The 18243-nt window shown below is 68.8% G+C and carries 18 protein-coding genes and 1 pseudogene; 7 read left to right on the top strand and 12 right to left on the bottom strand.

What is annotated here, in order from left to right:
• Window positions 1-36: 36 nt before the first annotated feature.
• The 3 genes from CU044_RS19600 to hsaA are packed head-to-tail and all read right to left on the bottom strand — an operon-like array spanning window position 37 to window position 2897.
• Window positions 37-912 carry a VOC family protein gene (locus CU044_RS19600; RefSeq protein ID WP_129770026.1) on the bottom strand — a complete coding sequence of 292 codons (876 nt, stop codon included), beginning with the start codon at window positions 910-912 and terminating at the stop codon, window positions 37-39.
• Window positions 913-1734, bottom strand: coding sequence for a 4,5:9,10-diseco-3-hydroxy-5,9,17-trioxoandrosta-1(10),2-diene-4-oate hydrolase (gene hsaD / locus CU044_RS19595; protein ID WP_240045707.1), 822 nt, complete (start codon window positions 1732-1734; stop codon window positions 913-915).
• Window positions 1731-2897 (bottom strand): 3-hydroxy-9,10-secoandrosta-1,3,5(10)-triene-9,17-dione monooxygenase oxygenase subunit, encoded by a 1167-nt coding sequence (hsaA, locus tag CU044_RS19590; RefSeq protein ID WP_129770025.1) that lies wholly within the window; start codon window positions 2895-2897, stop codon window positions 1731-1733. Before hsaA ends, hsaD begins: the two co-directional genes overlap by 4 nt.
• Window positions 2898-3100: 203 nt before the next feature.
• Here hsaA and CU044_RS19585 point away from each other — a divergent pair, with 203 nt between their 5' ends.
• Entirely contained in the window at window positions 3101-3946 is an 846-nt protein-coding gene (locus CU044_RS19585; RefSeq protein WP_129770024.1) for an IclR family transcriptional regulator, read from the top strand.
• A gap of 803 nt (window positions 3947-4749) precedes the next feature.
• Here CU044_RS19585 and dmpG read toward each other — a convergent pair.
• From dmpG to CU044_RS19565, 3 genes are read right to left on the bottom strand one after another with little or no spacing between them, the layout of a single operon-like run.
• Entirely contained in the window at window positions 4750-5772 is a 1023-nt protein-coding gene (gene dmpG, locus CU044_RS19575) for a 4-hydroxy-2-oxovalerate aldolase (RefSeq protein WP_129770023.1), read from the bottom strand.
• A 1-nt stretch (window position 5773) separates the two neighbouring features.
• Window positions 5774-6670: an acetaldehyde dehydrogenase (acetylating) gene (locus CU044_RS19570; RefSeq protein ID WP_129770022.1), complete on the bottom strand. Its 897-nt coding sequence runs from the start codon at window positions 6668-6670 to the stop codon at window positions 5774-5776.
• 11 nt (window positions 6671-6681) lie between these two features.
• Window positions 6682-7464 carry a 2-keto-4-pentenoate hydratase gene (locus CU044_RS19565; protein ID WP_129770021.1) on the bottom strand — a complete coding sequence of 261 codons (783 nt, stop codon included), beginning with the start codon at window positions 7462-7464 and terminating at the stop codon, window positions 6682-6684.
• Window positions 7465-7824: 360 nt separating this feature from the next.
• On the opposite strand from CU044_RS19565, the gene CU044_RS19560 reads away from it, so the two are divergent.
• Window positions 7825-8472, top strand: a complete 648-nt coding sequence (locus CU044_RS19560) for a PadR family transcriptional regulator (RefSeq protein WP_129770020.1) — start codon at window positions 7825-7827, stop codon at window positions 8470-8472.
• Between the two features lie 217 nt (window positions 8473-8689).
• On the opposite strand, the gene CU044_RS19555 is transcribed toward CU044_RS19560, so the two are convergent.
• Window positions 8690-9217, bottom strand: a complete 528-nt coding sequence (locus tag CU044_RS19555; protein WP_129770019.1) for a flavin reductase family protein — start codon at window positions 9215-9217, stop codon at window positions 8690-8692.
• Between the two features lie 51 nt (window positions 9218-9268).
• On the opposite strand from CU044_RS19555, the pseudogene CU044_RS39585 reads away from it, so the two are divergent.
• Window positions 9269-9424: pseudogene (locus CU044_RS39585) on the top strand (short-chain dehydrogenase); the annotation flags it as partial.
• Window positions 9425-9445: 21 nt separating this feature from the next.
• Here the strand turns inward: CU044_RS39585 and CU044_RS19545 are convergent.
• The 4 genes from CU044_RS19545 to CU044_RS39580 all read right to left on the bottom strand — a co-directional run bounded on the left by CU044_RS19545 (window position 9446) and on the right by CU044_RS39580 (window position 12829).
• Entirely contained in the window at window positions 9446-10636 is a 1191-nt protein-coding gene (locus CU044_RS19545) for an NADH:flavin oxidoreductase (RefSeq protein WP_129770018.1), read from the bottom strand.
• A 138-nt stretch (window positions 10637-10774) separates the two neighbouring features.
• On the bottom strand, window positions 10775-11278 hold the full coding sequence (locus CU044_RS19540) for a flavin reductase family protein (protein WP_129770017.1): 504 nt from the start codon (window positions 11276-11278) through the stop codon (window positions 10775-10777).
• 34 nt (window positions 11279-11312) lie between these two features.
• The gene (locus CU044_RS19535; RefSeq protein WP_129770016.1) at window positions 11313-12347 is read right to left on the bottom strand and encodes a ferredoxin--NADP reductase; all 1035 of its coding nucleotides are present in this window, start codon (window positions 12345-12347) and stop codon (window positions 11313-11315) included.
• On the bottom strand, window positions 12344-12829 hold the full coding sequence (locus CU044_RS39580) for a hypothetical protein (protein ID WP_240045705.1): 486 nt from the start codon (window positions 12827-12829) through the stop codon (window positions 12344-12346). The genes CU044_RS19535 and CU044_RS39580 overlap by 4 nt, the downstream gene beginning before the upstream one ends.
• Before the next feature lie 438 nt (window positions 12830-13267).
• Between CU044_RS39580 and CU044_RS19525 the strand changes: the two genes are divergently transcribed.
• Window positions 13268-13453 carry a hypothetical protein gene (locus CU044_RS19525; protein ID WP_129770015.1) on the top strand — a complete coding sequence of 62 codons (186 nt, stop codon included), beginning with the start codon at window positions 13268-13270 and terminating at the stop codon, window positions 13451-13453.
• An 819-nt stretch (window positions 13454-14272) separates the two neighbouring features.
• Here the strand turns inward: CU044_RS19525 and CU044_RS19520 are convergent.
• Window positions 14273-15157 (bottom strand): alpha/beta fold hydrolase, encoded by an 885-nt coding sequence (locus tag CU044_RS19520; protein ID WP_129770014.1) that lies wholly within the window; start codon window positions 15155-15157, stop codon window positions 14273-14275.
• A gap of 1247 nt (window positions 15158-16404) precedes the next feature.
• On the opposite strand from CU044_RS19520, the gene CU044_RS19515 reads away from it, so the two are divergent.
• The 3 genes from CU044_RS19515 to CU044_RS19505 all read left to right on the top strand — a co-directional run.
• Window positions 16405-16863 (top strand): hypothetical protein, encoded by a 459-nt coding sequence (locus CU044_RS19515; protein WP_165371941.1) that lies wholly within the window; start codon window positions 16405-16407, stop codon window positions 16861-16863.
• Window positions 16864-16994: 131 nt separating this feature from the next.
• Complete coding sequence (locus CU044_RS19510) at window positions 16995-17606, top strand: carbonic anhydrase (protein WP_129770012.1); 612 nt, start codon at window positions 16995-16997, stop codon at window positions 17604-17606.
• An 83-nt stretch (window positions 17607-17689) separates the two neighbouring features.
• Window positions 17690-18243, top strand: a 554-nt coding sequence (locus CU044_RS19505; protein WP_193564007.1) for a SulP family inorganic anion transporter, incomplete at its 3' end; no start/stop codon positions are given.

Genomic DNA, 18243 nt, shown 5'->3' with positions numbered 1-18243 from the left:
CGCGGCGGTCACCGGTGACCAGTGGGACCGGCAAGGTCACTTGTGTCCCCAGTAGGCGTCCTCGGTGATCTCCTTGACGGTCCAGGTGGCGTCGTCGACGAGGATCGCGTCGCAGCCGTACTCGACCTGGAAGGGGCCGGGAGTGGCAGCGTAGAAGGAGACCATCTTGTCGTTGGTGTGGCGGCCGAGGGACTGCTGGACCTCGTAGCCCGCCTTTTGGATGCGGTCGAGGCCGCGGCCGACCTCGTCCAGGCTGGACAGCTCCAGCATGAAGTGGAAGATCATGCCGGGCATCGGGGCCTCGCACAGGCCGAGGCTGTGGTGGCGCGGGTTGACGCCGAGGAACCGCACCCAGTTCTGCTGGCCTTCCGGCCCACCGATCGCGACGGCCGGGAAGCGCAGGGAGTCGCGGTGGCGGAAGCCCAGCAGCTCGGTGTAGAAGGAGAAGGACGCCTCGATGTCGGCGGCCGACAGTACGATGTGGCCGAGCCCGAGGTTCCCTGCCAGGAACTTGTTGCCGTACAGGTTCGCCTGCGGCGCGTGGTTCATCGCCGGGGAGTAGTAGATCTCCAGTTGGTTGCCGTTGGGGTCGTTCACGTGGACAAGTGCCTCGACACGACGGTCGGCGGCCTCCTCCGCGGTGCCAGGGGTGACGGTGTGACCCGCCTTCTCCAGCCGTTCGACGGTCTCACGCAATGCCGCCGCGTTGGCGACTTCCCAGCCGGCGGCCAGCAGCCGGTCGCTCTCGCCGGGCAGGAAAGTGAACCGGTTGGCGTATTCGTCATGCCGGAAGTACAGGGCGTTGTCGTCCGGACCGGTGACGGTCTCGAGGCCGAGCACCTCGGCGCCGAACGAACGCCACTTTTCGAGGTCGGCGGTCTCGAAGCGCAGGTAACCGAGGGAAGTGATCATTCAGGACTCCAGGAAGTTGAGAGCGACACGGTTGAACTCGTCGAAACGCTCGGTCTGCGCCCAGTGGCCGCAATGCGGGAAGACATGCAGCCGCGCGTTCGGGATGGTCTTCAGGGCGACGAGCGCGCCGTCCAAGGGGTTGACGCGGTCCTCGCGGCCCCAGGTCAGCAGCGTCTCGTGGCGGATCTTGTAAGCCTCGCGCCAGAGCATTCCCTCCTCGGCCATCGCGGGGTTCGCGAAGGTCGCGGCCATCGCGGCATTGCCGCGTACGGTCTCGGGGTCGGTCGCCGAGGCGAGGCGTTTGGCGATGAGATCCTCGGTCACCAGTGCCGGATCGTGGGCGAGGGCCGTCAGGAAGGCGACGAGACTCTCGCGGGTCGGGCCCGCCGAAAACTCGAACAGCCGCCTGATGCCCTCGGTGGGGTCAGCGGCCAGCACGTTGAGGCTGACACCACCCGGGCCCATGAGGACGAGCCTGTCGACCCGGTCCGGATGGTTGATCGCCATCCGGGCGGCGGTGCCGCCGCCCAGGGAGTTGCCCAGGACATGGGCCTTGTCGATGCCCAGTTCATCCATCAGCTCGACGACCGCTGCCGCGGCGGCGGTGAAGAACTGCTTCTCGAAGCGTTCGGGCTTCACCGAACGGCCGTAGCCGGGCTGGTCCACCAGCAGGGTGCGGAACCGCTCGGCGAACACCGGCAGATTGGCGCCAAAGTTGCTGACCCCGGACGCGCCGGGCCCGCCGCCATGCAGCATGATCAGCGGATTTCCGTCACCCTCTTCGGTGTAGAACAGGCCGTTCTTCGCGGTTCCCTCAGTCACAGCATCACGTCCGTCACTTCGAGACCGAGCGCGCCCTGGCCGTACATGGCGAGCGCGCGCTCCGGGTCGTTGGCGACGTGGACACGGCCCGCGTGGGCATCGCGCCAGGCCCGCTGGACCGGGTTGCCGGCCTTGAGTGCGCGCCCGCCCGCGTTCTCGAACAGCAGGTCGACGGCCCTGATCGCGCGCTGAGTGGCCATCACCTGGTCACGCCGGGTGGCCAGGCGGAGCTTCAGCGGGAGATCCTCCCCCGCCTCGGTCAGCCGGAGCTGCTCGGCGATGTTATGGGAGAGCTGGAGCCAAGCGGCGTCGATCTCGCTGGCGGCGGTGGCGATGCGCACCTGGGCGTGCGGGTCCTCGGCCACCTTCTGGCCGCCGTAGGAGAGGCGGATGCGTTCCTTCGTGGCCTGAAGGTAGGCGTCGAGGGCGTTCTGCGCTATGCCGACGATCGGGGCGGAGATCGTCGTGGTGAACATGGCAGCGAACGGGAGCCGGTAGAGCGGGGAGGTGTTGACCTCGTTACCGGGGCAGTCCAGAGCACTCGTGTTCGCGAAGCTGAGAGTCCGGTGCTCGGGGACGAATACGTCCTCGACCACGATGTCGTTGCTGCCCGTACCGCGCAGGCCGACGGTGTCCCAGACGTCGTCGATCTTGTAGTCGGTGCGGGGCAGCAGGAGGGTGCGCATGTCGACGGGGGTGCCGTCGGGGCCCGGGATCAGGCCTCCCAGGAACACCCACTGGGCGTGGTCACAGCCGGAGGAGAAGCTCCAGCGGCCGCTGACTTTGAAGCCGCCGTCGACCGGCGTGATCCGGCCGGTCGGCGCGTAGGAGGAGGAGATGCGGGCGCTCTGGTCATTGCCCCAGACCTCATGCTGCGCCTCGTCCGGGAACAAGCCGAGTTGCCAGGAGTGGACTCCGACGACCGAGGCGACCCAGCCGGTCGAGCCGCAGGCGGCAGCGATCTCCTTGACGGCGGTGTAGAAGAGCACAGGGTCGGCTTCCAGTCCCCCGTAGCGCTTCGGCTGCAGCAACCGGAAGAAGCCGGCGTCGGACAGCTCCTCGATCGTCGCTTCGGGAACCCGCCGGGCTGCTTCCGCCTCGGCGGCCCGCTCGCGGATGACCGGGACAAGGGAACGGACGACCTCGAATACTTGCTCGCTCAATTCGCGCTCCTTACTCCGTACGTCCTGTGAGCCAGCTCACGGACCCGTTGCGAATACGTTAAGCGGGGTGTTCCTATTAGGAATAAGAACATCCCGCTCAGCGGGAGACCGAGTGCCCGTCGATGATGTCCAGCCATGCGGGCGCCGCGTTCAAGATCGGGAAAGCCGGTCGGTTCCACCCACCGGACGGACAGGAGCTCGACATGGCAGTCCCCGCCGCCAGCAGGCCCGACATCGGCAGCTCGATGCTCGCGCGGGCCGCACTGATCCTGTATTCCTTCAACACGTCCACGCCGGAGCTGTCGTTGATGGACGTGGTGCGCCGCACAGGCCTGCCGCGATCCTCGGTGCACCGGATCCTCGACCAACTCGTCCAGCTCAAAGGACTGGAGCGCACGGGTGCCAAATACCGGCTCGGCCTCAGGCTGATCGAGCTGGGCGCGCTCGCCACCCATCAGAACTGGCTCCGCGACGCCTCACTCCCCTATCTGCACCATCTGCACAGCAGCACCGGTGCCCTGGTCCACCTCTCCATCCTGGACGGACACGAGATCGTCTACCTGGAGAAGATCGGCGGCTCTCCCGACAACCGCATTCCCTCACGCCTGGGCGGCCGCCAGCCCGCCTACTGCACCAGCGCGGGAAAAGCGATGCTGTCCTTCGCCGACGAGGACGAGCTGGACGAGATCCTCAAGGCGGGCCTGCCCGCCCGGACGCCTTTCACCATCACCGATCCCCACGCGTTCCGCCGTGAACTCGCCCAGATCCGTGAACGCGGTGTGGCCTTCGACCGCGAGGAGAACTACCGGGGGATCGTCTGTGTCGCGGCGCCGCTCCGGGATGCCACGGGCCGTGCCATCGCCGCCATTTCCCTCGCGGGCGCACCCAGCCGGATCAAGCTGCAGGCTCTGATCCCGCCACTGCTGGTCACAGCGCGCCAGACCCGGCACGCGCTGTTCGTCCCGGGGCACCGCGGCCCCGTCCCGCCGGCGGAACCACCACGACCGGACCGGGCCGGCCAGGTCTGGTCCGGCCCGAGGATGCGCTGAGCCCGACTCCGCCGGGGATCTTGGGGATCCCCGGCGGGGCGGCAGGATCAACGGGCATGCTCGGCTCTGTTCAAGGACGACGCAGTTGTCGAGGTGCCCGTTGTCGCTCCATGCCCGTTCTGGTGAGCAAGTGCCTTCTCTGACGGTGCAGATGGCGCGGGCGAGCAACCCGGGTGGCACGACGGCGATGTGAGTGAGAGACCGCCTGGGCGGGCTGTGGCGTGACGAGGACTTCGCCGACCGGTATCCGCGTGACGGCCGTCCGGGTCTCCTCGCCCGCTCAGCCGGCCACCGTGTGCTGCGGTTCCTGCCCGGTCTGTCGGATCGGCAGGCGGCCGAGGCAGTTCGCTGCCGCATCGATTTCACGTACGTGCCGGCCTGCGGCAGATCATTGTGCAGAAGTACTGCCGCGGCGGGGCCGGCCGCTTGCGCCGGCGCACCGTTGAGGACGGCGGGCTGCCGCCCTCAGCCGTCGCAGTCGTCTCGGCCTACAACCCGACGGCCCGCATCGTGGCACCGTTCACCAAGAGCCAGTACCGCCCCTGTCCGGCCGCACCCGCTGCACGACCACCGCCGACAGCGCCCGAACCCTGGGCTTTCCCCCGCGTGAACTCCGCGATCTGCGACTCCGCGTCCGCGCCGAGCAACAGACACCCGAATGGCAGGCCCGCTGTTCGGTCCGCTCCGGAGTGGAAGGCAGCATCAACGAGCTCGCTCACGGACGCTGAGCGGGATGGTCGCCTGGACGCAGCGCAGCGGCTGGATGTGAGGGCTGCACCGACCCCGTTGGGCGGCCGGGGGCGTCAGCCCTGCCCGGCGATCTCCAGAGCGATGTCGATGAGCTGATCCTCCTGCCCGCCGACGAGGTTGCGCCGGCCGGCGCGGACGAGGATCTCCGCGCCGGAGACGCCATAGCGGTCGGCGTGCTGGGCGGCGTGCTTGAGGAAGCTGGAGTAGACACCCGCGTACCCCATCATGAGCTCCATGCGGCCCAAGGTGCACTCGTCGTCCATGACGGGGCGGACGACGTCCTCGGCCGCGTCGACGATTTTCATGACGTCGATGCCGGTACGGAGGCCGAGCTTCTCGCAGACTGCGGCGAACGCCTCGACGGGTGTGTTGCCCGCGCCCGCGCCGAACCTGCGGACGGAGCCGTCGATCTGGAGGGCGCCCGCGCGGACGGCGGCGACGCTGTTGGCGACGCCGAGGCCCAGGTTCTCGTGCCCGTGGAAGCCGACTTGGGCGTCGTCGCCGAGTTCGGCGACCAGGGCGGCGATCCGGTCGGTGGTCTGTTCCAGGATCAGGGCGCCCGCGCTGTCGACGACGTACACGCACTGGCAGCCGGCGTCGGCCATGATCCGCGCCTGCCTCGCGAGCACCTCGGGCGGCCGGCTGTGGGACATCATCAGGAAGCCGACGGTCTCCAGGCCCAGTTCGCGAGCCAGACCGAAGTGCTGGATCGACACATCGGCCTCGGTGCAGTGGGTGGCGATCCGGCAGATCGACGCTCCGTTGTCCGCGGCCTCGCGGATGTCCTCCTTGACGCCGAGCCCGGGCAGCATCAGGAACGCGATCTTCGCCTGACGAGCCGTCTTCACCGCGGCCTTGATGAGCTCTTGTTCGGGCGTCTTGGAGAATCCGTAGTTGAAGGAGGAGCCCCCGAGACCGTCGCCGTGGGTGACCTCGATGACGGGCACGCCTGCTTCATCGAGGGCGGAGACGATGTCCACGACATGCTCGACGGTGAACTGGTGGCGCTTGGCGTGAGAGCCGTCGCGCAGGGACGAGTCGGTGACGCGGATGTCCCACTCGTTGTTGTAAGGCATGTCAGGCTCCCGCGATGCGTTTGGCGAACTCTTCGCCGACCTTGGTGGCGGCGGCCGTCATGATGTCGAGGTTTCCCGCGTAGGGCGGCAGGAAGTCCCCCGCGCCCTCGACCTCCAGGAAGATCGCCACCCGGGCGAGCCCGCCGGAGACCGGGGTGGGGTCGTCGAACTGGGGATCGCCGCACAGCCGGTAGCCGGGTACGTAGACAGCGACATCGGCGGCGATCTGGTGGACCGACTCGGTGATCTTGTCGCGGTCGGCGTCGGCAGGGATGGCGCAGAAGACCGTGTCACGCATGAGGGGCGGCGGGTCGGCCGGGTTGAGGATGATGATCGCCTTGCCCCGGCGGGCGCCGCCGATCACCTCGATGCCGCACCGGGTGGTCTTGGTGAACTCGTCGATGTTGGCGCGGGTGCCCGGCCCCGCACTCTGCGACGCCACCGAGGCCACGATCTCCGCGTACTCGACCGGGACGACCCGCGACACCGCGTGGACCATCGGGATCGTCGCCTGCCCGCCGCAGGTGATCAGCGAGACGTTGTCCGCGTCGAGGTGTTCGGTGAGATTGGCAGGGGGTACCACGGCAGGTCCGACGGCGGCCGGAGTGAGGTCGATCGCCCGGATGCCCGCCTCCCGGTAGCGGGGGGCCGCGGCCCGGTGCACGTAGGCGCTGGTGGCCTCGAAGACCAGATCGGGCAGTTCGGTACGGGAAAGCAGCCAGTCGATGCCCTCGTGGCTGCTTTCCAGGCCGAGGTGCGCGGCCCTTTTCAGGCCCTCGGACTCCGGATCGACGCCGACCATGTACCGGGGTTCGATGCGGTCGCTGCGCAGCAGCTTGTAGAGCAGGTCGGTGCCGATGTTGCCGGGCCCGACGATGGCCGCGGTGGCTTTGGCCACGGGGCGCTCCTTTACGTGAAGGTGAGCGAGACGGAACCGAGGCCGGTGAACTCGGCGGTGAACGTCTGACCAGCGGCGACGTCGATAGCGCGAGTGCAGGAGCCTGGCAGGATCACGTGCCCGGCGTGCAGCCGGACCCCGAAGGAGGCAACCTTGCCGGCCAGCCAGGCGACGGCGGTGACGGGGTTGCCGAGCACGGCGTCGGAGCGGCCCGCGACGACGTGCTCGCCGTCGCGGTAGAGGGTCGCTTCGATCGCTGTGAGGTCGAGACTGTCCGGGGCGACGCCCTCTCCGATCACATATCCGGCCGAGGACGCGTTGTCGGCGATGGTGTCGGCCAGGCCGATCTTCCAGTCGCTGATCCGGCTGTCGATCAGTTCGAGGGCGGGGACGACGCGCTCGGTGGCGTCGAGGACGTCCTCGACGGTGCAGCCGTCGCCGGGCAAGTCCTTACCGAGAACGAAGCCGACCTCGACCTCGACGCGCGGACAGCAGTACCGGGCCGCCACGACAGGGACGTCCTGCCGTAGCTCCATTTCGGCGAGCAGGTGCCCGTAGTCAGGTTCTTCGACGCCCATCATCTGCTGCATCGCCTTCGACGACAGACCGACCTTGTGCCCGTTGACCACGGCTCCGGTCTCGAAACGTCGACGCATGTTGATCAGCTGGATCTCATAGGCGTCGACCGCGTCTATCGCCGGGAACAGTTCAGTGAGTGGCGCGATCGGTGTCCGCCGCAGTTCGGCGGCAAGCAGCAGATCGGCCGCTCGCCGCCGGTCGTCCTGTGTCAGCATGCGGTTGACCCTAGGGACGTCTGACGTACTGACACTGCCCTGTCTCCCGCTGGCTGGGAGGGTTTCTCATTTCGGGTCCGCCGACAGGCGCGCTGACCCAGGCAAGCGCCGGCATGTGTGGGCCACGGCCATGCCGAGTGGATGCCGCGCAACCTGGACGGCCTGCCGGGGGACGGCTCCCGCCGGGGGACGGCAGTCCTTCACGGCGGATGCGCGCGGCCGGCCACCGGCGAGACTTCGTGACGCCCGGTACTCGCCACCGTTCAGGCCCGGCCGGAGTGACCTTTTGATATTTGACCAGGAATAGTTCTAACAGATATATAGCGCTGCCGCTTCATCGTGGTTCGGTAGCCTTCAGGGGTGACTGAGAAATCACCCACCCTGCCGCCGACCAGTTGGGCGGTCCTCGGGCTGCTCTCCTTCGGAGAGGAACTGTCCGGCTACGACCTCAAGAAGTGGGCCGACTCAAGCCTGAAGTTCTTCTACTGGAGCCCGTCCTACAGCCAGATCTACAGCGAGCTGAAGCGACTTGAGAGGGCCGGCTATGCGGTGTCGCGCGTCGAGCTGACCGAGAGCACACGCGGCAAGCGCGTCTACACGATCACCGGCGAAGGGCGGGAGGCTGTCACACGGTGGGCCCGGGACGCCCCGGTCGAGCCGCCCATCCTCAAGCACGGCGTCATGCTCCGGGTGTGGCTCGGCCACCTGATGGAGCCCGAGAAGTTGCGCGCGGTCATCGAACAGCACCGGGACTACGCCGATAAGATGCGCAAGCTCTCCGCGATCGACGCCGAAGCCGCCGCCGAGGTCTCCGACTGGGCCTATCCCGAGATGGTCCTGCGCTGGTCGGAACGGCACTACGAGTCCGAGCGCGACCTGGCCCAGCACATGCTGAACGACCTGGACGCCCTCGCGGCCCAGCCTCGCCCCCAGCCTACGGGCGGAGCCTACGCCCGCCTCAAGAAGCAACTCGCTCGGACGTCAGGTACCCGTTCCCGGCTGAAGTGATCGACCGGGCCCCTTGGCCCCTCTGGTCAGTTCAGCCGGGACAACCGGCGGTGGAGTGATCCCGGCGGAAACACGCAGGGCAGCCCGGCACTGTTCAGGAGCGCCGGCACTGCTCGGATCCAACGGGACACCACCCCCATGCATCATCGGCACACATCGGCCGCGCGCTGGGACCTGGCCGCCGGGGCCGGCGACCCCGACGCAGGAGACAGCCGGATCAGAACCAGCGGTCTCCGCTCAGTGCGCCGATCAGGTCGCGCGGGACTCGGTCGCTTCCGCCGGGAACAGATGTCAGGGTCCTGAACGAACTGCGGAAGAAGAGGAGCGGAGCGCCGTCACCCTCAGCCGTCAAGGCGGTGACGGCGCCGACGGCGATGCTGTGGTCGCCGCCGGGCAGTTCGTCGGCGAGGTCGGCCTCGATCCAGGAGAGCGCGCCGGGCAGCAGTGGTGCGCCATTGACCCCCGGGCGCCAGTCGAGGCCGTCGAACTTGCGGGGCCCGGCGAGAGCGTCGCAGAGGCGGCGCTGGTCGGCCGCCAGCACATTGATCGCGAACCTGCCTGCGGCTCGGATCTTCGGCCAGGACGTCGAGGCCTCGCCCGGGCAGAACAGCACCAGCGGCGGGTCGAGGGAGAGCGACGAGAACGACTGGCAGACCATGCCGACCGGCTTCTCGTCATGGATGGCGGTGACGGCAACGACCCCGCTGGCGAACGTTCCGAGCACCCTGCGCAACTCGACGGACATGGCGATCCTCCCGTAGCTCGGAAGCTATTTCAGTTAGGTATGTTCTGGTTGGCGATGACCCACGCACTCGCCTCGGAGTACAGCAAGCAGGGTCTGCGTGTCGTAGCTGTCGCGCCCGGCTCGATCTCCAGCGGCATGACGGACGGCACCGGATCCAGCAAGAAGAACGCCGGCCCGGATCCGCCGGAGGACGCCGACTGCACGCTGACCGCGAAGCGCGTGGCCGCCTCAGCCGATGGCCTTCCCGTCAGCGTTCGCCAACACACAGTGCGTGCCGCTGAAGATGGTGGGCATGCACTTGTTGCAGTGGATGCACAGAGACCGGGTGCCGCTCTCGCTCTCCATACGATTGATCAGGTCGGGTTCGCGCAGCAGTGCCCTGCCCATCGCCACGAACTGAAAGCCTTTGGCCATGGCCCGCTCCGCGGTCTCCCGCAGGGAGACCGCGCCGAGCAGGACCAGCGGCAGGCCGAGCGCGGCACGGAACTGCCGGGCGCTTTCCAGCAGATACGCCTCTTGGTACGGATAGCTGCGGATGAACTGCTTGCCCACCATGCGCACGCCCTGACGGACGATCGGATTACGCATCGCGGCGGCGAATTCCGTGAGTGGCGCCTCGCCCCGGAACAGGTACATGGGGTCGAGCAGCGAACTGCCCGCGGTGAGTTCGAGGGCATCCACACTGCCGTCGGCCTCCAGCCACTGGGCCACCTGGAGGCTTTCGTCCAGCCACAGTCCGCCCGGAACGCCGTCGTCCATGTTGAGTTTGGCCAGGATGGCGACGCGGTCACCCACGGCGTCCCGGACCGCGCGGGCAGTATCGCGGGCGACTTTGGCACGGCCCTCCAACGTGCCACCGTACTCGTCCTTCCGCTTGTTGATCCTGGGGCTCAGAAAGGAGCTGGCGAAGTAGTTGTGGCCGAGGTGGATCTCCACCGCGTTGAAGCCGGCTTCGACGGCGAGCAGTGCTGCATCGGCGTGGGCCTTGGTGATGCGTGCGATGTCGGTTCGGCTCGCCCGCCGTACCCGTCGGAGGGACTGCTTGTTGAGCACGATGGAAGGGCCGAGGGCCGGCACGCCGTTGGAGCTGCTGTCTGCCACCGGGCCCGCGTGGCCGAGCTGCGCCGAGACCGCCGCGCCCTCGGCGTGCACCGCATCGGTGAGTCGGCGCAGCCCCGGAACGGCCTCCGGGCGCATCCAGATCTGATCGCGTTCGGTTCGGCCCTCCGGGGCTACGGCGCAGTAGGCAACAGTGGTCATGGCCACGCCGCCCGCGGCGTGGCGGCGGTGGAAGTCAATCAGTTCATCGCTGACCAGCGCCCCCTTGCTCATGCCCTCGAACGTCGCCGCTTTGATGAACCGGTTGCGCAGCGGCAGGGGGCCGAGCCTCGCTGGTCCGAAAAGGGCGGGTGGTGTCATGGCAACCTCCAGTGGTGCGGTAGACGTGCGGGTCAGGGACGCATGACGGTGGGCTGGGTGTCCGGACGCAGGGCTGCGGCAGTGCCACCGCCGGCGGAAAGGATCGTCGAGGTGGACGCCCTGCGGCCCGCGACGCTGTCAGCGGGCGCTTGCCATCAGGTTGGCGCCTGGTATGTCATGACTTCCCTTGAAGTAGAGCAGCGGCGCTTCCTTGCGCTCGACGCGCATTTCGCGCACCCGGCCCACCACGATGGCGTGGTCGCCGCCGTCGTACACGGCCTCGATGGCACACCCGAGCCAGGCGAGGACCCCGTCCAGGATGACGGTCCCGCCTGGTGAGCGGCGCGAGCCGACGGCGTCGAACTTGGGAGCGGAGGTACTGCCGAACGCCTTGCAGACCTCGCGCTGGTCCTCGGCCAGTATGTTGACCCCGAAGTGGCCGGAGGGGCGGATACGTGGCCAGCTCGTGGAGCTGTGCCCCGGGCAGAACAGGACGAGCGGCGGATCGAGGGAGAGCGAGGAGAACGACTGGCAGGTCAGGCCCACCGGCTCGTCACCGTCCAGACCGGTGATCACGGTCACTCCGGTGGCGAACTGTCCCAGGACGGTGCGGAACGTCCGTATGTTCGCACTGGGCAGCATAGGAACTCCTTCGGTGTTCGGGGAGCCGGGCGGCTCAGTCGTAGACGACTTCCACCTGGTCAGTGAGCGGCACCGCCTGGCAGGCCAGGACGTACCCCTCGGCGAGGTCTTCCTCCATCAGCACGGAGTTGCGCAGCAGCTTCACTTCGCCGCCGACCACCCGGCAGGTGCAGGCGCTGCAGGAACCCTCCCGACACGAGAACGGTGCGTCGAGGTCCTGGGCGAGAAGGAGGTCGAGAAGAGTGGTGCGGGCCGGCCACGGGAATGTCCGGCGCTCCCCGTCGAGTTCGACGGTCAGCGTCCCGGCGCCCGCCTCGTCGGCGGGCGGTGGCGCGGGCGCCGCGGACAGTTCCGCGAACGGGTTCGACGTCAGCGACTGGTACTCCTCGGACAGCACCCGCGAGCGGTCCATGCCGGCCGCCTCCAGCGCCTCGGCCGCCGTGTGCATGAACCGCTTCGGCCCGCACAGCAACGCGGCGTCGGCTCCGGCCCAGGCTCGGACCAGGGCCGTGAGACGACCCAGGTCAGGCAGCCCGTGCAGGGTCTCCAGCCAGTGGACCACCTGGACCCGGTCCGGGTACTCCTCGGTCAGACGGCGCAGTTCGGCCGCGAAGATGACCGACCGTTCGTCGCGGTTGGCATACACCAGAACGGAACTGCCGCCCTCCCGGACCCGGGACCGCAGAATCGACATCACCGGGGTGATGCCGCTGCCTGCCGCGAGCAGTAGCAGGTCGCGGTGGCCCGGCGCGGGGGTGAACCGGCCGGCCGGAGGCAGCACCTCGATGGTGTCACCGGGACGCAGCCGGTCACAGATCCAGTTGGAGGCGAGGCCGCCCGGCACCCGCTTGACGGTGACGGTCGGGCGGGAATCGCCCGGCGCGCTGGACAGGGAGTAGCAGCGGGCCACCCAGCCGTCCGGCCCTGGTATGCGCAGGGTCAGGAACTGGCCCGGCTTGTAACGGAGTTCATCGGCAATCCCGGCTTCGGTCTCGAAGGAGACGGAGACGGCGTCGGCCGTCTCCGGCGTCACCTCGGCGACACGCAGCGTGCGGACCACGCCGCTCACGCGTCGACCACCGCCGGCGCTCCGTTCCGTAGGGTCCGTTCGATCGTCGCCCGCAGCCGGGTGCAGGTGGGGATCACCGGGGTCCGGGGTCGTCCGCGGGTGGCGATCGCTTCGGCGAACTCCGCGCTGCCCTCGGCGCTGTCGGGCCACTGCATGGAGGTCTGCGCCAGGCTGCTCTTGCGCACCAGCACTGCGGTGGCGCGGCTCTGGCACACCAGGGGTTGCACGTTGGCTGTCCGCTCCGGGTCCGGGAGCGGGCCCCGTGCGCCGGCCATACGCGGGCAGTAGCCGTTGAGGATGTTGGACTTGCCCGTGCTGTCGGCGAAGACCACGAGCTTGGTACCGAAAGCCTGCACAGCGTGCGGCTTGCCATCCCGGAACGTGTCGGCCAGGCCTGGGCAATGCCGGCCGTGGGCGTATCGGGTGGGGGGTGTTCCGGTCTCGATGACGCGGACATCGTCGTCCGAGTCGACTGTTGCCATCGCTCCTCCATCTGTACGCGGCACGTGGCTGCGGCGTCACGTCCTGCCGACCCCTCAGCGTCACTCCTGGCCGTCATCGTGCGAATGGGACGACGGCCCAGAAAGGCCCGCTCCCGCTGACCGGGACGGCGGGGTCAAAAGCCGGTCACGGGTGGAACCATCCGTCGCGGGACAGGTTCCAACGGGGTGAGAGACCACATCGGCCACCGCACGACGGCGCCCCGAAAGAGCGGCACGGGGACTCACGCACACCCGCCACGACGGCGCCGCGGGTCATGCCGCCACTTCCCCAAACCCCTTCTCGGCACCCGCGGCCCAGTGGATCGGTCCCGGTCAGCGGGAACCCACTGCACGGCCGGTGCCGAACCCCCCTAGCGTTTGGCCCGACCGGGCGACGGCACCAAGAGGGCCGGTTCGCGGTGAGGATCGGAGGTTGTGATGGCGCACGAAGTGGTCCGCCGAGTCGAGGAGGTCTCGCCGCTCCTGGCGGCGACGGCCGAGGAGACGGAAGCGCTGCGCAGGCTCACCGACCAGGGTGTCAAGCTCATCCGCCAGGCGGGGGTGACGCGGCTTCTGCAACCGCGGGACTTCGGCGGCCACGCGGCCGACCCGCGCGAGACGTGACCGGCCTGTGCGGAACCGGCAGCGAGGACGTCATCGTCGATGACGTCCTCGTCCCCGACTACCGCACCATCGATGCCGTTGAGGTTTCCGAGGGCGAGAAGGCAGCGGAGCGCGTGGGCCGCTCGGACACCCTGTACCGGTTGCCGTTCTGGGCCATGTTCCCACTGGGCATCACCGCGCCGGTGATCGGCACCGCCGAGGGGGCGGCTCGCTGCCCATCTCGACCACCAGCGGGAACGCGTCACGGCGATGCCGAGAGCGGCCGTCCGATCACCTTCGAGGACCGTGCAGCCGTCCGGCGCAACCAAACCCATTGCGCCTGGCGGGCAGTGGCCGCGGTCTGCGCACCGCGTTCCCGCCGGAGTGAGCGAAGATCTCGTCGCCACGTCGCTGCGGCCGCCGCAGCAACTCCCGCGCCCCCGGGACCGGTGGCCTCTCCATGCCGCTGTCAGCGACCGCGGTTCGGGCGGGCGGCTCGCCGACCACGCCGAGCGTGGCCCGAGGCAAGTGAGCCGCAGGACAACTCCGCCGGCTGATGCCGGCGCCCGTGCGTACATGTGTGAGGGGTGAGGCCGCCCACCGAAGCGGCCTCGCCCTTCACACGATCGTGCCGGTCATGCCCATGCGGCGTCGTGCGCCTCGGGAGGCCGGTCCAGCAGGTAGCGCGCGGCCGGCATGATCTCGTATCGTCCCTCGCGTGCCGAGTGCCACATCGGCGGCACGAGCTGTCTCCTGCATCTGCACCACCTCCTCGTACTCCGTGTCGGAGCCGAGAGCCGCCGCCGCGTCCACTATGCGGTTCCAGCGCTCGGGCGCCCCTCAGACGTCGCCGCCCGGCCGGTTGAGGAAGGCCAGGACGGCGCTCTCCCAGGCGTCCTTCTGTTCGATCATCACCCAGTGACCGCAGTCGGGCATGATGTGCAGCTCCGCCTTGGGCATGGTGCGCATCGGCAGCAGTGCCATGTCCACGGGGCTGACCCGGTCGTCGCGCCCCCAAGTGATGAGGGTGGGTGCGGTGATCTTGTGCAGCATGGCCCAGTACGGCGGCTGGTCGCCCGCCTCATCGGCGGCGAGGAGCGCGGTCAGCGCCTCGCGCCCGAACATACGGCGGGCCGAGGCCAGCGTGTCCGGATCGGTGGCCTGGGCCCAGCGCTCCTCCACCATCTCGTCCGTGACGACCGCAGGGTCGTACACCATGGAGTGCATCCAGCGGACCAGGGCTTCCCTGGACGGATTTTCGGTGAATTCCACGAGCAGCTTGATGCCCTCGCCGGGGGACGGGCTGAACAGGTTGCGGCCAATGCCGCCCACGGACACGATGCGCCGGAACAGACCGGGCCGCGCGATCGCCAGCTTCGCGGCGACGATCCCGCCCATGGAGTTGCCCACGACATCGACCCGGTCCAAGCCCAGCCCCTCCAGGAATCGGACCACGGCCTTGGGTGCGGCAAGCATCGGGTGCTCGTCCGTCGGGTCACTTACTCCGAAGCCGGGGAACTCCAGGACGAGACAGCGGAAGTGCCGGGCGAACGCGGCGAGGTTGCCGCGGTAGTTGCGCCAGCCGGTCACGCCGGGACCCGAGCCGTGGAGCAGCAGCAGGGGCGGACCGTCACCTGCCTCGTGGTACCTCAGAACACCCTGATCGGTGGGGAGTTCACGCAGTGTCTCGGCATAGCTTGGCACCGCGGGCGTAGCCTCAATCATGGTTCTCGCCACCTCTTGTGTCGGAGTCATCAACGCCGTCCCGGTCTCGGTGTCTCGGGAGCGGTCGTGCTTGACGTTAATCAGATCCCCGTGCACCTGTGCCCGCGCATCCCGGACAGCGGGAGCCGCCCGAAAGTGCGCCGGCTCGCCTGTCCAGCGCCGACGACCTGTCCGGCGACGGCGATCTGTCCGGCGAGGGGCCGTTCGGCAAGGACCCGGGCTGTGCCCGGCACAACCCTCCGGGCGGTTCCCCAACCCGGCCGCGGCGAAGATCAAGCCGGACTGGGACGTGGTCGACGGAACTGTCGCGAAGGGCGAGGTCTACCGCGTCAGCCCCGCCATGATCAGCAGCTGTTTCCCGCACATGACGACCGAGTACGCGAAGTACCCCGCTACGGGACACGGCATGCTGCTCATCCGGCCGGCCGGACCTCGGCGGGGCGGGCCCTGGAGCGCGGACGCCTGCGGCTCGCGCACCGGCCAGACACGGGAGGGCGGCTCGGGTGCCGGGGCCGCCCTGGGTGGAGGTGTTCGTCGCCGGGCCGGTCCCGCAGCATTTCTCAGCCATGACGGGCCTCCGGACTCCGGGCGTGGCCGGGCGTCTCGTCGCCGGAGGCACAGCAGGCTCCGTCCCGATCGCGCGCCTGGTCGTGCTTACCCTGCTGGTCGACCAGCAGGACGAGCGTGGCCAGATCGGCGAGCGCGTGCGCCGGCTCGTTTGTGTTCCAGCCGCTGTCACAGACAGTCCAGGAGGAAACGAGCCGCGAACCGGCATTCTCAGGCCATTCTTCTGCTGCCTCCGCTGGGAGCATTGTCCTGCGCCGCTGTTCGCCCCCGGTCGGCCGATCCCGCTCACTCCCGGGATCGGTGCGCCTCAGATCATCCGCTGGGGAATCTCCCGTGCACGAGCTCCGCCATGCCCGCAGCCCCCTACGCGGTCATCAGCGCGCTCATCCGCGCGGAACTCGCCGACACCAAGCCTCACCAGCCACATTCCGCTCTCTCAGCCGACTTCCCGACCGGGCACTGAGGCAGCTCCGGCGGCCCGGAGAACCGCCCCCGCGGGTTCTCGGAGCGTGCTCGGCACGTGGGCCTCGGCCCGGCAGTACACCGCAGTCCCGCGCCGCCCCGCGGTCGCTCTTCCCAGGGCTCATGACAGAACCGCGCCCCGCTCCTCGCCGCCAGGAAAGGACGAACGGGTTCCGTTTCATGGTCTCCCTCACACCCAGGGGGCGGGAGAGTTTGGCATGATGATGTTTGCCTTGAAGGTAACGCATCCACAACGACAGCCGGTCGAGGGAGGTGTGCTGGTGGTACGTCGCGCAATAGCCGCTCTGCTGTTGCTCGTTGCCGTCGTCCTGGTGCACGCGGTCACCCCCCACCACGCCTGGACTTCTCCTCGCACCACCAATGCGGCGAGCCAGACACAGGACCAGGTTCGTAGCGGTCCGCATCCGACGTTCGACCAGGTGCAGCCGTCGGGCAGTAGCCTCCACGACGATCAGCAAGATCCTGCCTCTGTGCTCAGCCGGGTCCAGAACAGTCCCGTCGCCGTGGAGGCGACCGACGGCGGCCAGACGGACGCCGTTGTCCGGGGAAGCCACTGCACCAGGCTCGATTCCCACCCCGCGACCGCCCGCGACAGACACCACCCCACCGGCGCGGTGACGCCCACTCCCAGCACTCTGCAGACGTTCCGCTGCTGAGCGGCCCCGCGTTCCCCAGCCCCCCACACCTTCCTGTCCGGCGTCCTGTGCGCCGTCGCTGACGTGTGCCCGGCTGGTTGTGAACGCTTCCCGTACGCACACTCATCCGTACGACGAGCACGAGGCCGACCATGCAGTCACTCATCGACCATGCCCGGAATCTCCCCGCCGCGATCGCCGACCGGCGGCAGGAGTTCGCCCAACTGGCCCATGGCCAGCAGCCACTCGCCCTGTTCATCTCCTGCTCCGACTCCCGCGTAGTCCCCTCCCTGATCACCGGTGCCCGCCCCGGCCAGCTTTTCGAATTGCGCACCGCGGGCAATATCGTGCCCCGCTACCGGGCCCACGCCGCCTGCGGTGTGGCCGCCAGCATCGAGTTCGCCGTCAAAGCACTCAACGTCCCCGAGATCGTGGTGTGCGGCCACTCCCACTGTGGCGCCGTCAAAGGTCTGATGAACCGGCCGAGTGTCGCATCACTGCCCCTCGTTCGACGATGGCTGTCTCGGGCCGGACATGGCCCCACCCCCACCAGGCCGTCAACGAACCACACACCGGCGGACGAAGATCCGACCACGGTGACCCAACACCACCTGGTAACACAGATGGCCCACCTGCGTAGCTATCCCTGCGTAGCCCAGCGTCTCGCGACAGGCCGACTGCGGCTGCACGGCTGGTTCTACACCGTCGAAAGCGGCCAGGTCCTCGTCTCTTCCCACACCACTCGCGCGTTTCGGCCGCTGTGAAAACTCCCATGCGCCGCGCCCGTACCGCGGACGCGGCCTCCAGCCGGCCAAACCCCCCACCTCGCGTCGACAAGGAACACCCCATGCGTCGTCTGAAAACCGTCGGGTACGTGTTGCGTACCGATGCCCCCGCGTCCCTCGTCGTCTTCCTCGTCGCGCTACCCCTCTGTGTGGGGGTGGCGGTCGCCTCCGGAGTCCCGGCCGAACTCGGTCTGGTCACCGGTATCGTCGGCGGGCTCATCGTGGGCTGCCTGCCCGGCAGCTCGCTCCAGGTGAGCGGCCCGGCAGCCGGTCTCACGGTCCTCGTATACGAAGCCGTCAAAGAATTCGGCGTCGGTACGCTCGGCGCCATCGTCCTGGTGTCCGGATTGCTGCAACTGGCCCTCGGCGCCTTCGGGTTCGGCCGCTGGTTCCGGGCCATCTCCGTCGCCGTCGTCCAGGGAATGCTCGCCGGCATCGGCCTGGTGCTCGTCCTGGGCCAGGTCTACGCCATGGCCGACACCGCGCAGCCGTCCGGCGGACTCGGCAAGATCGCCGGACTGCCCGGACTGGCCGGCGACATTCTCACCACCGGTACGGCGCTGACCGCGTTCCTCATCGGGGCGGGGACCATCGCCGTACTGGTGCTCTGGCCCCG

Source organism: Streptomyces sp. L-9-10 (genome assembly GCF_004151105.1).
In the GTDB taxonomy this organism is placed as follows: Bacteria; Actinomycetota; Actinomycetes; order Streptomycetales; family Streptomycetaceae; genus Streptomyces.
This window is presented reverse-complemented; position numbering and strand designations above follow the sequence as displayed.

Coding starts and splice junctions, on each gene's coding strand:
- CU044_RS19600 (WP_129770026.1), bottom strand. CDS start 912: ATGATCACTTCCCTCGGTTACCTGCGCTTCGAGACCGCCGACCTCGAA.
- CU044_RS19585 (WP_129770024.1), top strand. CDS start 3,101: ATGGCAGTCCCCGCCGCCAGCAGGCCCGACATCGGCAGCTCGATGCTC.
- dmpG (WP_129770023.1), bottom strand. CDS start 5,772: ATGCCTTACAACAACGAGTGGGACATCCGCGTCACCGACTCGTCCCTG.
- CU044_RS19565 (WP_129770021.1), bottom strand. CDS start 7,464: ATGCTGACACAGGACGACCGGCGGCGAGCGGCCGATCTGCTGCTTGCC.
- CU044_RS19555 (WP_129770019.1), bottom strand. CDS start 9,217: ATGTCCGTCGAGTTGCGCAGGGTGCTCGGAACGTTCGCCAGCGGGGTC.
- CU044_RS19545 (WP_129770018.1), bottom strand. CDS start 10,636: ATGACACCACCCGCCCTTTTCGGACCAGCGAGGCTCGGCCCCCTGCCG.
- CU044_RS19540 (WP_129770017.1), bottom strand. CDS start 11,278: ATGCTGCCCAGTGCGAACATACGGACGTTCCGCACCGTCCTGGGACAG.
- CU044_RS39580 (WP_240045705.1), bottom strand. CDS start 12,829: ATGGCAACAGTCGACTCGGACGACGATGTCCGCGTCATCGAGACCGGA.
- CU044_RS19525 (WP_129770015.1), top strand. CDS start 13,268: ATGGCGCACGAAGTGGTCCGCCGAGTCGAGGAGGTCTCGCCGCTCCTG.
- CU044_RS19520 (WP_129770014.1), bottom strand. CDS start 15,157: ATGATTGAGGCTACGCCCGCGGTGCCAAGCTATGCCGAGACACTGCGT.
- CU044_RS19515 (WP_165371941.1), top strand. CDS start 16,405: ATGATGATGTTTGCCTTGAAGGTAACGCATCCACAACGACAGCCGGTC.
- CU044_RS19510 (WP_129770012.1), top strand. CDS start 16,995: ATGCAGTCACTCATCGACCATGCCCGGAATCTCCCCGCCGCGATCGCC.